This is a genomic window from Paenibacillus tundrae, assembly GCF_030812775.1.
GTDB lineage: Bacteria > Bacillota > Bacilli > Paenibacillales > Paenibacillaceae > Paenibacillus > Paenibacillus tundrae_A.
On the sequence record NZ_JAUSTI010000002.1, the window covers coordinates 484,925 to 500,572 of the forward strand.

11 protein-coding genes are annotated in these 15,648 nt (G+C 43.6%); 2 read left to right on the forward strand and 9 right to left on the reverse strand.

Annotation, left to right across the window (positions count from 1 at the left end; translation table 11 throughout):
• Positions 1-76 precede the first annotated feature (76 nt).
• Positions 77-2,782 (reverse strand): family 78 glycoside hydrolase catalytic domain, encoded by a 2,706-nt coding sequence (locus J2T19_RS05495; RefSeq protein ID WP_307213908.1) that lies wholly within the window; start codon positions 2,780-2,782, stop codon positions 77-79.
• Between the two features lie 134 nt (positions 2,783-2,916).
• On the opposite strand from J2T19_RS05495, the gene J2T19_RS05500 reads away from it, so the two are divergent.
• The gene (locus J2T19_RS05500) at positions 2,917-3,789 is read left to right on the forward strand and encodes an AraC family transcriptional regulator (RefSeq protein WP_307213909.1); all 873 of its coding nucleotides are present in this window, start codon (positions 2,917-2,919) and stop codon (positions 3,787-3,789) included.
• 135 nt (positions 3,790-3,924) lie between these two features.
• Here J2T19_RS05500 and J2T19_RS05505 read toward each other — a convergent pair whose 3' ends face one another.
• The 8 genes from J2T19_RS05505 to zwf all read right to left on the reverse strand — a co-directional run bounded on the left by J2T19_RS05505 (position 3,925) and on the right by zwf (position 14,575).
• Positions 3,925-4,491 carry a 5' nucleotidase, NT5C type gene (locus tag J2T19_RS05505; protein WP_307213910.1) on the reverse strand — a complete coding sequence of 189 codons (567 nt, stop codon included), beginning with the start codon at positions 4,489-4,491 and terminating at the stop codon, positions 3,925-3,927.
• A 123-nt stretch (positions 4,492-4,614) separates the two neighbouring features.
• Positions 4,615-6,078: a 6-phospho-beta-glucosidase gene (ascB, locus tag J2T19_RS05510; protein ID WP_307213911.1), complete on the reverse strand. Its 1,464-nt coding sequence runs from the start codon at positions 6,076-6,078 to the stop codon at positions 4,615-4,617.
• 20 nt (positions 6,079-6,098) lie between these two features.
• Complete coding sequence (locus J2T19_RS05515) at positions 6,099-8,015, reverse strand: beta-glucoside-specific PTS transporter subunit IIABC (protein WP_307213912.1); 1,917 nt, start codon at positions 8,013-8,015, stop codon at positions 6,099-6,101.
• A 166-nt stretch (positions 8,016-8,181) separates the two neighbouring features.
• Entirely contained in the window at positions 8,182-9,030 is an 849-nt protein-coding gene (gene licT / locus J2T19_RS05520) for a BglG family transcription antiterminator LicT (protein ID WP_307213913.1), read from the reverse strand.
• Between the two features lie 377 nt (positions 9,031-9,407).
• Positions 9,408-10,511: a metallophosphoesterase gene (locus J2T19_RS05525; protein ID WP_307213914.1), complete on the reverse strand. Its 1,104-nt coding sequence runs from the start codon at positions 10,509-10,511 to the stop codon at positions 9,408-9,410.
• 299 nt (positions 10,512-10,810) lie between these two features.
• Positions 10,811-12,229, reverse strand: a complete 1,419-nt coding sequence (gene gnd, locus J2T19_RS05530; protein WP_307213915.1) for an NADP-dependent phosphogluconate dehydrogenase — start codon at positions 12,227-12,229, stop codon at positions 10,811-10,813.
• 58 nt (positions 12,230-12,287) lie between these two features.
• Positions 12,288-12,953 carry a fructose-6-phosphate aldolase gene (gene fsa, locus J2T19_RS05535; protein WP_056689807.1) on the reverse strand — a complete coding sequence of 222 codons (666 nt, stop codon included), beginning with the start codon at positions 12,951-12,953 and terminating at the stop codon, positions 12,288-12,290.
• A 98-nt stretch (positions 12,954-13,051) separates the two neighbouring features.
• Complete coding sequence (zwf, locus tag J2T19_RS05540) at positions 13,052-14,575, reverse strand: glucose-6-phosphate dehydrogenase (RefSeq protein WP_307213920.1); 1,524 nt, start codon at positions 14,573-14,575, stop codon at positions 13,052-13,054.
• A 111-nt stretch (positions 14,576-14,686) separates the two neighbouring features.
• Here zwf and J2T19_RS05545 point away from each other — a divergent pair, with 111 nt between their 5' ends.
• On the forward strand, positions 14,687-15,571 hold the full coding sequence (locus J2T19_RS05545; protein WP_145047314.1) for a LysR family transcriptional regulator: 885 nt from the start codon (positions 14,687-14,689) through the stop codon (positions 15,569-15,571).
• Positions 15,572-15,648: the final 77 nt, after the last annotated feature.

The window sequence follows — 15,648 nt, forward strand, 5'->3', positions numbered from 1 at the left end:
AGCGAGGCTAATACAATGGTTGTACATATCATTTTTCGACTATATATCTCAATATACTACACAGTTCGACATTCACTTAAAATACATGATCGTTACGCTTTGTTAACTGCACCTTATACTGAAATGTATAACTGCCTGATCCCAACATCACTTGAAGCTGATCACCCTTTAATTGAATGCCATTTACATCTGAAGCCTGATCCAGAACTGCACCATCAAGTAGGACTGTATCAGATACTGCATGGGGAAGCACAACTGTTGCTGTCGTATTCGCTGGTATAACTACACGGAGCTGCATCTCACCTTGTTCTTGTCGTGTCCAGCCGGAAAGCACTTTTCCATACATCGTCTCCACACTAGCCTCCACCCAATCTAGTCCAGGCCCTGGTTGTGGCTCAATATGAATCGCTTGGAAACCGGGACGTTCTTCGTCTGCACGTATGCCTGCCACATAACGATACAGCCACTCGCCAATTGAACCATACGCATAATGATTGAACGAATTCATGTCAGCACTCCACATCCGGCCATCTTCCTTGATCCCATCCCAATGCTCCCAGATCGTAGTGGCACCTTGAGTGACCTGATACAACCAGGATGGATAATCCTCATGAAATAGTAAAGTGTAAGCTAGCTCATGTTGCCCCGTCTCGCTAAGCACAGGATTCAAATAAGGTGTGCCTACAAATCCCGTTGTCAAATGATTATTCGCTTCAGCAATCAGTTTGCTGAGTTGTTCAATCGCTCGTTTCCGTCCCGATTCCTCCAATAGATCAAAGTGCAATGCCAGCACCACAGCTGTCTGAGTGGGTACCGCAATGCGACCCGATGGTGTCACGAACTCCTCTCGAAATGCTTTAACAATATGATCATGCAGTTCACCATAATGCGCTGCTTCTTCGCTGTTCCCCAATGCCAAGGCAGCTTTTCTAGTTAAAGATACAGAATAGGCATAGAAGGCCGTTGCTACATAATCCGGATCGGTTGCTCCGATGTAGCTATCTGGTTTGGAATCCAGAGCCAGCCAATCTCCAAAGTGGAAACCCGTATTCCACAGATATGGCTTATCTCCTTGATTATAAACATAGTCAACCCATCGTTTCATACTCCCATATTGCTCAGCTAACAATCGTATGTCACCGTACATTTCATACAGTGTCCATGGACAGATTACCGCCGCGTCTCCCCAGGCCGCAGACGAGTGCGCTGTATCTTGCATGTCATTGGCGAAGCTATCACTACTTGGGTTAGGCACGAAAAAGGGTATGCCGCCATCTGCACGCTGGTCTGCTCCAAGATCACGAAGCCACTTTGTGAAGAATGGTGCCGTGTTCATAAGATAGGACGCTGTTCGGATAAACATCTGCGCATCTCCCGTCCAACCAAGACGTTCGTCACGCTGTGGACAATCTGTCGGCACATCGAGGAAATTCCCCTTTTGCCCCCACAAAATGTTGTGATGTAGTTGATTCACAAGTGGACTAGAGCACTTGAATTCACCGGTCTGCTCCATATGGGAATGGAGAACAACCCCTGTAAAATCTTGCAGATGAATGTACTCTGGAAAACCAATCAATTTCACATAACGGAAGCCCTGAAATGTAAAATGGGGCTCATACGTCTCTGCCTCCCCTCCCTTGAGAGTATATTGAATTCGCTGCTTGGCAGCCCTCAGATTATCCGTGTAGAAATTACCGTCATGGTCCAATATTTCAGCATGTAACAGCTCAACTTTATGACCCGATTTACCTTGAACCTTGAATTTCATCCATCCTACCATGTTCTGACCCATATCAAGCACACGGTCACCCTGCGGTGTGGTGAGGATAGCTATAGGTTGAAGATGCTCAACTTGTGTAACGGGTACATTCTCTTGAGCAACAATGATATCTTTCGGATGATCCAGAACTTCTACCGGCGACCAGGAAGACGGATCAAGATCTGTCCATGCAGATTCCAGCCGAGCATCATACGTCTCACCCATATAAATATCAGACATCTGAATAGCACTTGAAGACGACTGCCAGTGTTCGTTTGTCACAATATATTCCTCTGAGTCGTCTGCATACTCTATGTGAAGTTCAAGTAATAAGGCTGTCCTTTTTCCATAAAATTGTTGTTCATTCTTCCATCCCAAATATCCTTTATACCACCCATCACCTAAGTAGGCGCCGAGTATATTCTCACCAATCTCTAGAGAGTCCGTAATGTCGTACGTCTGATATTGTAACCGCTTACTATAACTCGTCCATCCAGGTGTGAAATAAGCGTCTCCCACACGTTTATTATTCAAATGAAGCTCATATAACCCAAGAGCTGTGACATAAACTCTTGCTTTAGCTACAGGCTTACTTAGTTGAAATGACTTGCGGAGACGCGTGCATGATTCATCCTTCTCCTCTTCTGCTGATAATGGTGCCGAGATCCAGTCCGCTCGCCAAGCATTCGCACTGTCCATTAGTCCCATTTCGAAGAACGCGGTATTCGACCAGTCTGATTCGTTCTCGAAGTTATCCCAGGCTTTAATCCGGTAAACATACCTTGTTCGCGCCGATGGGAGCCAGCCATCTAATTCAACATGTATGGATTGGTTCGAGATTACCTTACCGGAATCCCACACCATCTGCTCATGCGAATCTTGAAGATATAATTGAATCTGGTAGGCAGTCTGAACACAGTTTCGCTGGTCTGATTGTATATGCCAGCTTAATCTTGGCGACCTTACATCCAGACCGATTGGATTTATTTTATATTCACAGCGAAGATGATGAACCGTCAACATAAGAGAAACATCCCTTTCCATCGTGGTTTCATATTCTGTCTTACGCTATAATTATATCGATCCTATGTGAGATCATACCCGGTGATTCGGACGAATTCACCCGGTAATTCGGTCATGAATTGAGGTTGTTAAACATGCAATCAGCAATTGAACTATTTAAAAGTGAATTCTTTTTAAACAACAATCTTAAATTGTATGTAAATCGCTGCTCGGAAAATTTTGATGCTCCATTCCATGCACATGACTTCGTAGAGTATTGTTATGTCGCGGAGGGAAAGGGCTTTCACCATATCGGTGAAGACGTCATTCCTGTGCACAAAGGTATGCTGTTTGTTATCCCAATCGGCATTCCTCATGTCTTCAGACCTTCCAGTCCGAACTTATCCGTGACACCACTCATTATTTATAATTGTCTGTTCAATGCTGAACTGACCTCAACGCTCAGTACAATCATTCAGGAACAAGCGATACGCGATCACCTCAAGCATCTAGAACTGAATGAAATGCCTTATGTCCATGTCGTTGATCATACTCAGCAGATCGAAGAAATGATGATTAGATTATACAAAGAATCGTCTCTTCTGGACGCCGGCTCTTCCACGATGTTATATACCTTGGTCAGCCAACTGGTTGTAACCACCTATCGACAATACCAACAGGATTATAAGCAAACGCATTCAAATACAGATGATTTTGAACATGTCCTCAGGTATCTGAATCACCATATTCATGAACGGATTCGTCTTCGTGATCTCGTGCATATATCCAGTTGGAGCGAGAAGCACCTCGGACGGTTGTTTCTGAAACATACAGGTCAGACTTTTGGTTCCTATCTTCAACATCTGCGCATACAAAAAAGTTGTGAACTCCTAAAGAGCTCACAACATAATGTCAGCCTGATCGCCGAACTCGTCGGCTACAGGGATGTAGATACTTTTCACGCCGTCTTCAAAAAAATCACGGGAACAACACCGCATATGTATCGCAAAAGCTATACATCAGATTAACCAGCATCTTAAGACGCTCTGGGCGAGTTCATAATTCATGACATTCGTTGTTGCATATCCAGAAAATGAGATGCCGTCTAACATTCACCGTGACCAAAAGTGAACTTATTGAACAGCTTTTTATAGCACTTCTCATCAAACATTTACCGTTTCGAGCATTCTATCGATATATTCCTTCGCCCCATGCCATGTGGACATTAACGGAAATCCGTATTGCTCCCGTTCTTTTACGTTCCATGGATGGGGAATACAGAGTACTTTTCTTCCTAAGTCATGTGCGGCTATTAAATTATGAGCACCATCATCGATTAACAGATCGAAGCCAAGTAGGTATTTTCTTTTGCATGTAATAAATTGATCTGCGGTAATAAAAGGCATATGCTTCTGAAGCCAGTTCCACTTCTCTACCACTGTCCTTGGTTCCGCCGCCGTAACGATAATCAGATCATACGCTTGGTTCAGCTTCTCCATCTCTTCCACTACATATTCGTCGTATAGCTCCAACTCTTCAAACAGACCCGGGCGACCATAGAAAACATCATGGGTACTCTCTGGATGTCGCAAGTGAGAGGTGTCCCAATGAAGCATATCCTCATATCGCAGCGGATGTGTTGGGAAGTTAATGTTGTTATGATATATGGCGCGTTTCACGAGCTGGCATATGGTGTCGTCCATGTCGACTGCAATAATTGGTTTATCCATCTAGATCCCCCCCGATACGAACACAGTATATCACCTTACATGTTAGGAGGCTATTGTTTTTCAGCTATAATTAAAAGGCGGCTCTTGCGCCGCAACATCGACATGCAAGAACCGCCCAGCATATTACGCTAAATCTTCACCATTGGAAGCAATCACTTTCTGATACCATGCAAAGCTTTTTTTCTTCAAACGATTCAGTGTACCCTTTCCATGATCGTCCTGATCCACATAGATTACGCCATATCGTTTGGACATTTCTGACGTGGAAGCACTGATGATGTCAATGGTGCCCCAGTTGGTGTACCCCATAAGGTCTACCCCATCCATTACGGCCTCTTTCATCTGAGTAATGTGTCTTTTCAGGTAATCGATCCGATAATCATCGTTAATGGAACCATCAGCTTCAAGCGTATCCTTAGCTCCGAGACCATTTTCAACAACGAATAACGGCAATTGGTAGCGATCATACAGTTCTTTCAATGCAATACGTAGTCCGATGGGATCAAGCTGCCAGCCCCACTCTGTACGTTCCAGATTCGGATTCTTGATCGTGCTATACAGATTGCCTCCAGTCACCCCATAGTCTTCGGGATTCACTGCCGACACTAGCGATGTATAGTAGCTAAACGAGATAAAGTCAATGGTATGCGCACGTAGAATCTCCTTGTCTCCTGGTTCCATTACAACAGAAATTCCGTTCTCTGCCCAATAACGATCCATATACGCGGGATAACTACCACGAACCTGAACATCTGTATGCAGTAAATTCAACTGATTATCCACCTGTGCTTGCAGAACATCTTCTGGCTTCGAGGTAGCTGGGTAATGAATCATACGAGCTAACATACAGCCAATTTGGAAATTCGGATTAATCTGACGTGCTTTCTCCGTAACCAGACTGCTGGCAACAAACTGATGATGGAGCGCTTGGTATGAAGCCTGCATGGTGTTCTCCACACGATCCTCGATAATACCACCGCCAGTGAACGGCTCAATAATGGTTGTATTAATCTCATTAAACGTTAACCAGTATTTCACCTTGTCTTGATACCGTGTCATTACTGTCTCTGCATATCTCACAAAATGTTCGATCACCTCGCGACCTGCCCAACCGTTGTACTTCAATACAAGCCCCATCGGCATCTCATAGTGTGAGAGCGTCACGAGTGGTTCGATATCATATTTGCGCAGCTCATCAAAGACTTCATCATAGAAACGTAATCCCGCTTCATTCGGCTCAGTTTCATCACCATTAGGGAAGATACGCGGCCAGTTGATGGACAACCGGAATGTCTTGAAGCCAAGTTCAGCGAATAACGCGATATCCTCTCTAAAGCGGTGGTAAAAATCGATTCCGTAACGCTTCGGATACCCTTCCGCGCTGTGGTGAGCCATGGCCTTTTCAACCGTTGCACTGGTTACATGCATAAGCTCTCTTAGGTTCGTATAATCCTTTTTCTCAAAATAAGGAACCATATCTGCCGTAGAGAAGCCTTTGCCTCCTGCGTCGAATCCTCCTTCTGCTTGGTTAGCTGCTATAGCGCCACCCCACAAAAAACCTTCTGGAAAACCTTGTCGATTGCTCATCGTTATCCCCCTCTTCTCTTTTACAGTTCTGCTTTTAATACATCCTGACCCATCTGAATGTCGCCTAATTGCACAGGTTGAACTGTACGATAATCGGCTGTATTAGTAACTACCATTGCTGTAGTAATGTCATATTCCTTCGCAATTTCATCAAGTTCAAACGTAAGCATAAGATCTCCCGCTTGCACACGTGTGCCTGATGTAACATGGGATTCAAAATACTGTCCACGCAGTTTCACGGTGTTGATTCCGACATGAATCAGTAGTTCCATACCATCATCACTGCGTACAACAATGGCATGTTTTGTTTTGAACACATTCATTACTGTTCCAGTGACTGGAGATACGAGTTCACCGATCGAAGGCACGAAAGCAACACCTTTACCCATCAATTCGTCTCCGAAGGTCGGATCATTGACCTCTTGCAGTGGAATTGCTTTTCCTGTCATCGGTGCAACTGCTGTTGCATTACCTGTAGGTGCTGGAGCACCCATGTCGTCCACGTCTACAGATGCGCTAGTCGCAGGTGTAGCTTTGGGCGCCGTTGTGTTGCTTGGAGAGAATTGAGCCAATGCTTCAGCATCGCCTTCTTCCTCCTTAATACCGAATACAACAGACATGATCGTTCCTACAATAAACGCTAGCGCCATACCCCCTAATGAATACCAGAAGGTTTGTCCGATCAACGAAGGAAGTCCTGGAAGACCACCGTTACCTGCAAGGACATATGCTTTAGCACCAAATGCGAGTGCGAATCCACCACCCACTGCGCTACCAATCATAGCTGCAGCAAATGGTTTTTTGTACTTCATGTTCACGCCGTACATTGCAGGCTCTGTTACACCCATGAGAGCAGTGAAGCTTGTGGACAACGCAACGGTTTTAAGTTTTTTGTCCTTCGCACGGAAAAACACACCCAATGTTGCGCCTGCCTGACCCATGTTAGAGATGAACGTCAGTGGCAAGAACTTATCGAAGCCCAATGTTGCAATGTTACTCAAGATGATTGGCACTAACGCGTAGTGCATTCCTGTCATGATGATCAACGCCATCGCGCCGCCCAGCACAATACCCGCGATCAGACCACCTTCATTCAGCAACCAGTTAATGCCGCCCGACAAACCGTTACCTACAAAGGTTCCCAGAGGACCAATGGCAATTAACGTTACTGGAACCATCACAAGCAAGGTAATAAGAGGTACAAGCAACAATTTCAATGCCGCTGGAATGATGCGGTCAACCCACTTTTCTACATAGGACATGAGCCATACTGCAAGTAAGATCGGAATAACCGATGAAGCATAACTTACAGCAGTTACTGGAATACCGAGAAACGCAACGGATTGACTTCCATCAAGCAATTTGCTCATATCTGGATACATTAGTGCCGTACCTAACGCGATCGCTACAAACGGGTTACTACCGAATTTACGAGCAGCACTTACTGCGATGAGTAGCGGTAAGTAGTGGAATACCCCATCACCAATAGCTGACAGAATCCGATATACATCTGTTCCCGCTGTCATCCAGCCCACAGATACAAATAGGGCAAGCAATCCTTTGAGCATACCCGCTGCTGTAATAGCTGGCAGCATTGGTGCAAATACACCCGCAATGGTCTCGAAAATGTTAAGAATGATGTTTTTGTTATTATCTGGCTTAGGCTGTTTCGTCTCTGTACTTTGCCCAATGGCTGGATGATCCTTGACCATTGCATCGAATACTTTAGATACGTCGTTACCAATGATGACTTGGAACTGATCACCAGAGATATTCGTGCCCATGACTTTATCTAATTGTTTTAGGGAACTATTATCCACTTTGTCGTTATCTTTCAGATCAAAACGTAACCGTGTGACGCAATGATATACCGAGTTAATATTGTCCGTACCCCCGACGGCTTTAATGATTCCCTGTGCCGTTTCCTGATGTTTCATATGGAGCTCCTCCTCATTTTTCCAATAAAAAATACCCGAACGAATACAACGCAGATTCTGACGTCATCTCATTCGGGTATTGCCTGATTGAACAGTAACAAGCCCAGTCATATTCAATTGTTGTTACTACAATTGGTGTTTGATGCGATAGATGTGTGTTATTTATCTATCTCGCTTGGTCTCGCTTGGTCTTCATCAACCGCTCCAAGTGGAGCGTCAGATATAACTGCTCCGAATGTGTCATGTCATACTGATAGTTCTTATGGATAAAGGCTTCAATTTTACCAATACATTTGAAGGTTTCCGGATAGTTTTTCCGAACAACCTCGTACAAATACTCTTCCGCGTCATCATGTGACGAATGTGTAATGACCCGCTGACAGAAATATTTCAAATGTGTGATGAACCGGAAATAGTTAACACTATCTTCATCCAATTCTACATTAAAGTGATATTTGATAATATTCATGATCTCCTGAAGCAGCTGCATCAGGTGGGTAACATCATTCATTGAATCATTGACTTCTGCATTAATGAAATGCAAAGCGATATTGCAGATTTCATCCTTAGGAAACTCGATATCCAGTCGTTCCTTGAGTAAGGTTAATGCTTCTCTAGCCACATCGTACTCTGCCTTATAAAAATGCTGTACTTCCCACGAGAGTGGATTACGCGTAATCATGCCGTTTTCCATCCGCTGAACGGCAAAATGAATATGATCTGACAGGGAGACGTAAATTCCATCACTGATCGTTTTATTAAGCTGCGTTCGCGCAAGCGTCACGATATCATCCGTTGCCTGCAGAATTTCAATAGGCACTTCAGCCACGATGGATTTGAATCTCTCATAAATCGATGTATCCTGAAGACGAAACACCTTTTCAATTCGCTCTTCGTCAATCTCATCGCCAGCTTTAAACTTAAATCCGATACCCCGGCCGAGGATCAGCAATTCCTGATTTTTATCATCCACTGTGCTGACGATATTGTTATTAAATATCTGTTTGATAATCATAATGGACCCACCTGCTTTATTTTGAGACATAAAAAAGGGCAAAACCAAAACAGAAATAATAAAATCATTTCCATAGTGGTTTTGCCCGCTTTACCGGTAACAAGCCTCGGATATAATTTATCACAAGCTGAAAACGGTGTCAACAGAAATTCCTGCCACTGTCTGTCTTCCTTGACATTCTTACATAGAACATTTACTTCTCGTATCACAATCAAGAGGCATGTACTTTTATAATATTTACATTTTAATACAGGCACAAACAGGGAGAATTCAAGGAGAACTCTCAATCTTATACGAGCCACAGAGCTAGAGGTATGCCACGGATCAAGCACGTGTATTCACATACAAAAAAGCCCTTCTAGCGAAGGGCTTTGGTTTTATTGCTTAAACGTTACATTAATCTCTACAATCTCAGAGCGACTGCTTGTCCGAATTGGAGGTCCCCAGAAACCATATCCAGAGGTCACAATGGAATGCATATCACCCTTTTGCAGATAACCCCAATCATTCTCATAGATCGCTGCTGTGATGAACTGTGCCGGCGCAATCTGTCCTCGATGTGTGTGACCGGATACGACCAAGTCAACCTTGTTTTGCTCGGCAATATCCAGATCATAAGGCTGATGATCCAACATGATAACCGGTTTACTTAGATCTGTATCCTGCATCAATGTTGCTACTTCAGCACGATCCTTCTCTGTTCGATCTTTACGCCCAACAAGCGTGATCTTATCATCTATTATGATTTTATCATCGTATAATACTTGCATATTACTCTTCTCCAACGCTGCGATGAGATCTTCAATCGGCCCATCAAACTTATCATGGTTCCCCAAGGAAGCGTAGACCCCATAAGGCGCTTTGATGTCACGAATAATATCTGCAATTCCACTATTAAGATACATGTCCAGATTGTCATCAATAATGTCACCAGGGTATAACACTAGATCCGGCTGAAGCGCGTTAATTTCCTCTACCATACGTTTAGCATGAGCTGGGCCTGATAACAGTCCAAAATGCATATCTGCTGCCATCACGATCTTGAGCTTGTCCATACCCTCAACCTTTTTATCCACTTGGATATTATACTGTCTAACGACTGGGCTATACGCATTAAATATCCCGTATCCTAGTGTAGACAGAAGCAAAATCAGCGTAACTACACCACCCCATTTATGTGCGTGATGTCTTGGAATACGAGTTAAGCGGAGTAACCAAAGCACTAAATGAGCAACAGGCAAAATGATTAATAACAATGAGAAGATGGCGAGCCAGTATGAACCGATAATGCTCAAAAATGAAATGTTACCAAACATTCTCGCCAAAATAAACGACAGTGACAGGAACACCAGTACAATGATGTACAGCAAACGGAATCTGGCTGCCACAACAGGCTTCATCCAGCTCCAACCGCTCCATCCTATGTAGAACACTAAAAGACCATATACAAGCAAAAACAATATACCTACAAGTACAAACATGCCAAGCTTAACCCCCACGTCAAATTAAGTATAAGTTGTTATTTGAATCAAATAGACAAATTTCACCTCTATACATGAGTATAACGTAGTTAAAGGGGTCGCCGCATCTATTTACCTCAAGTAGTTGCGTACATTTTATTACAATTTGATGATACTTAAATTCAAACATTTCCTAATCACGCTTTTAACCATAAAAAACACCCTTGTTCCTTCATGAGTCTACACTCATGAGGAACAAAGGTGTCATATTACTGTATTAATGGAGCTAATTCAATTTAAGTTCCATCTACATCATATAATTACTCGTTAGTGTCCATCCATTGGAAGTGGAATGAACCTTCTTTGTCCACGCGTTGGAACGTGTGTGCACCGAAGTAGTCACGTTGTGCTTGCAACAAGTTTGCAGGCAAACGCTCTGTACGATAGCTATCGTAGTAGGACAGTGCGCTGGAGAAGCCAGGAACCGGAATTCCTTGTTGTACAGCAGCTGCTACGACTTCACGCCATGCACCTTGGTAAGATTCAACGATGTTTTGGAAGTACGGATCTAAGAGCAGGTTTTTGAGCGCTGCATCTTTATCGTATGCTTCTTTGATGTTTTGCAGGAATTGTGAACGGATGATGCAGCCACCACGGAAGATCATCGCGATGCTACCGTATTTCAGGTTCCAGCCGTACTCATCGGATGCAGCACGCATCTGAGCGAAACCTTGAGCATAGGATACAATTTTACTTGCGAACAGTGCTTTACGCACATTCTCAATGAATGCTTTTTTGTCGCCAGAGAATGCTTCTGTCGCAGGGCCATTCAGAATTTTGCTTGCTGCTACACGCTCGTCTTTCATCGCAGACAAGAAACGGGAGAATACGGATTCGGTAATCATGGACAGTGGTACGCCGAGATCAAGCGCGCTTTGGCTTGTCCATTTACCTGTTCCTTTTTGTCCAGCTGCATCCAAGATCACGTCTACCATTGGTTTGCCGGTTTCTGGATCGTATTTGGAGAAGATGTCTGCTGTAATTTCAATCAAGTAGCTATCCAGCTCACCTTGATTCCATTCTGTGAAGATTTCATGCAACTCTTCTACGGAAACGTTAAGTACGGATTTGAGCAAGTGGTATGCTTCGCCAATCAACTGCATATCCCCGTATTCGATACCATTATGAACCATTTTGACATAGTGTCCCGCACCGTCTGGTCCGATATATGTGCTGCAAGCATCATCGCCAACTTTAGCCGAGATTGCTGTCAGGATAGGTTCAACTAAGGCATATGCACTCTCTTGTCCACCTGGCATAATTGCTGGACCTTTCAATGCGCCTTCTTCACCACCGGATACACCTGCGCCGATAAAGCGGAATCCTTTTTCCTCCAGCTCTTTGCTGCGACGTTGAGTATCAGGGAAGTATGCATTACCACCGTCGATGATAATGTCGCCTTGGTCAAGATGAGGAAGCAACTGTTCAATCGTTGCATCTGTTGCTTTACCCGCTTGAACCATGATCAAGATTTTGCGTGGGGATTCCAAAGAAGCTACAAACTCTTCAATTGAAAACGTACCGATTAGGTTTTTCCCCTCAGCTTCTTTCAAGAGGTCATGCGTTTTCTCAGGTGAACGGTTAAATACCGATACGGAGAACCCTTTACTCTCGATATTAAAAGCCAAGTTTTTACCCATTACTGCCAATCCAATAACACCAATCTGTTGTTTACTCATTATGTCCTCCCAAAGTCCATGTTATATTTTTATCTCAATCTAAGATACTCGTCAGACCTTATTGAACTGTTTTTTTCCAGTCTGCTGCGAATTTCTCCATACCTTGATCTGTCAGTGGGTGTTTGGAAATCTGCTCAATGACAGAGAAAGGAACTGTAGCAATATGAGCACCAGCCATAGCTACACGCGTAACGTGATCCGGATGTCTTACGGATGCCGCAATGATCTGTGCATCCAAGTTATGTGTACGGAACAACTCAGCAACTTTGGCAACTAACTGTACTCCATCTTCTGAGATATCATCCAGACGTCCCAAGAACGGGGATACATAAGTTGCACCGGCACGTGCCGCCAGAAGTGCTTGGTTAACAGTGAAAATCAGTGTAACGTTAGTTTTTACACCTTTCTCAGTCAAATAACGGCAAGCTTCCAGACCTGCGAGTGTCATCGGCAGTTTAATCGTTATGTTTTTGTCGTTATTGTTGATTTTGATCAATTCATTCGCTTGTGCAATCATCTCTTCTGCAGTAAGTGCATCTGGAGTAACCTCAGCAGATACGGACTCAACCGTTGGCACTTCACGCAAAATCTCTTCAATACGATCCTCAAACTTAATGCCTTCTTTGGCAACCAAAGATGGGTTAGTTGTTACGCCTGAAAGTACACCAATTTTATACGCTTTTTTGATATCCTCTAAGTTTGCTGTATCGATGAAAAATTTCATGGTTAATTCCCTCCATAAGATAATTTTTAGTTTCCAACAGAGCCAGTTCAACCTATCCTATCGAAGTGGCTCGTTGGGTGAATACATGTGATTAGGTATTACAGGTTGCCATTCACTGCCAATGGAACATCTGTTACGGATGATACATCCTGATCAGCGGGCTCGTCAAACCACCAATGGTGTCCCTCAGCCGCCAGCATCGCATCCGATTCTGCTGGACCGTAGCTTCCTGCAGGATATAAGTGAAGAGGCAACAAATTCTCAGTAAATGCATCCAAGATTGGTTGCACCCAAGCCCATGACAATTCAACTTCATCCCAGTGTGCGAAGAATGTTGGGTCACCATGCAGTGCATCGTGAATCAAGTTTTCATAAGCTTCAGCTAGATCTTCGCGATCAGGCGAAAGATCAATATGCACTGGCTTAAAGTCTCCCTTATTCTGCGGATCACTTGCATTCAGTTGCAATGTCATACTTTGATCAGGACTCATCTCAATGACAAGCAAATTAGGTTTGGAGCCGTTGCTCTTGACTCCATGAGCTTGACCAGATGGTTCTTTGAATTCAATGACGATGCGTGTGGATTTCTCCTTCATTCTTTTACCCGTACGGATGTAGAATGGAACACCACGCCAGAAGAAATCATCAATTTGTAACTTTGCAGCGATGAACGTGTCGTTCATCGTATTCTCAGCTACACCTAGTTCAGCAGTATAAGCATTAACAGGTTTGCCTTGGATACTTCCCTCTGCATATTGTCCACGGATTACGCTTGCTCCAACGGTTTGTTTTTGCAAAGGCAAGATGGATTCCATAATATGCTTTTTCTTCAAGCCCACTTTTTCCGGTGTGCTGTTGTGAGGAAGTTGGATCGCCATCATCATCAGCAATTGCAGCATGTGATTCTGGAACATGTCTCGCACTGCACCTACATGATCATAGTAGGATGCCCGTTCCTCTACACCTACTGTCTCGTTTGCCGTAATCTGCACATTCGAGATGTAGCGATTGTTCCACAATGCCTTCATGATTGGATTACTTTGATGCAGCGTCTCTAGGCGTTGTACCATCGGTTTACCCAGATAATGGTCAATCCGATAAATTTCTTCTTCAGTGAAAGATTCACTCAAGTTGCGGTTAAGATCACGAGCAGACTGGAGATCATGTCCGAATGGCTTCTCAATCACAAGCCGTTTCCAGCCTTCTGTTGAGCCTAACCCGCTTTCTTGAATGTTCTGCGCGATAGGCTCGAAAAATTCCGGTCCAACGGAAAGGTAAAACAAACGGTTGGAAGGAATGCTAAGCTCAGCTTCTCTCTTCTGAACGAGATCTAACAACGTTATATAATCTTCCTTATGGCTTATATTCAATACACTGTAGCGAAAAGCTTTTACGAATGACTTCACCCGTGCAGGATCAGCTTGGCGTCTGGAAAACTCATGAAGCGACTTTTCCACTTGTGCCTGAAAGAACTCATCAGACCATTCTCTACGACCTAAACCAATCAAGGAGAAAGATTCTGGAAGCTTCTGCTCAATGTATAAATTATATAGTGCAGGATATATTTTTCTTTTGGCTAAATCGCCAGTAGCACCAAACAAAATTAAAGATGTAGGTTCCATCTCACTATCTCCTTCCAAGTAACTCTGGTTTCTTTGCTGTAGTTACACTATAATACGTTTCATAGCCATACAAGTAATTAATATATTTCACAGGAGCTATAGACCATATCTATGACAACAAATTATGAATTATATAAGGTGTTTTATTGGGCTGCCAAGACGGGAAGTTTAACGCAAGCTGCAAAAGTGTTATACATTACGCAACCAAGCGTCAGTCATGCGATTAAGCAACTGGAAGAAAGCTTTGGTTTAACATTGTTTTATCGTAATTCCAAAGGGGTTGCGCTGACACAAGAAGGCATGAGCCTATACTCTTACATCGAGCAGTCACAGATTTTGATCTCTTTGGCAGAAGAAAAGATGGCGGCGTTGAAAAGCCTGGATAGCGGCGAGCTTAGAATTGGCGGTAGTGATTCCTTGTTTAAACATTACATGTTATCTTATCTCGAAGAATTTCACGTGCTGTATCCAAACATCAAGCTTCACTTAAGCCACGGAACCACACCAGAGGTAATCACCTTCCTGAAAGAGGGTAAAATCGACTTAGGCGTTGTCCGTATGCCAATCGTGGATCCTCAGCTGGAGGTTAGAGAAAGTATTCAACTCAAGGATTGTTTCGTCGCGGGGGAACGTTATGCTGAACTTAAAGACAAAGTGTTGTCTCTGGAGACACTGCTTGAACATCAGTTAATCCTCTTCTCTCGGAATAGCCGGGTAAGGATGGCCATTACGGAATTGTTTAATTCATACGGCTACACACTTAAACCCGAAATCGAAGTAGGTAGTGTTGATCTACTCATTGAACTAGCAAGGCGGGGGTTAGGGATCTCTTATGTAACCCGGGAGTTCATATCGAAGGAGTTAGAAGAAGGCTCTTTGTTTGAAATTCAACTGGATGTGTCCTTGCCACCTTCCCACGTCGGAATTATGACAAAGCGTAATATGCCTACTTCTCTGGTAACGAACCGCTTCATGGATCTGATCTTCAAATCGTAACTAAGTCATAAACGAACACATATTGCAAAAAAGAGTGCTCTATCATCCTAATCAGGATAATAAAGCACTCTTTTTTT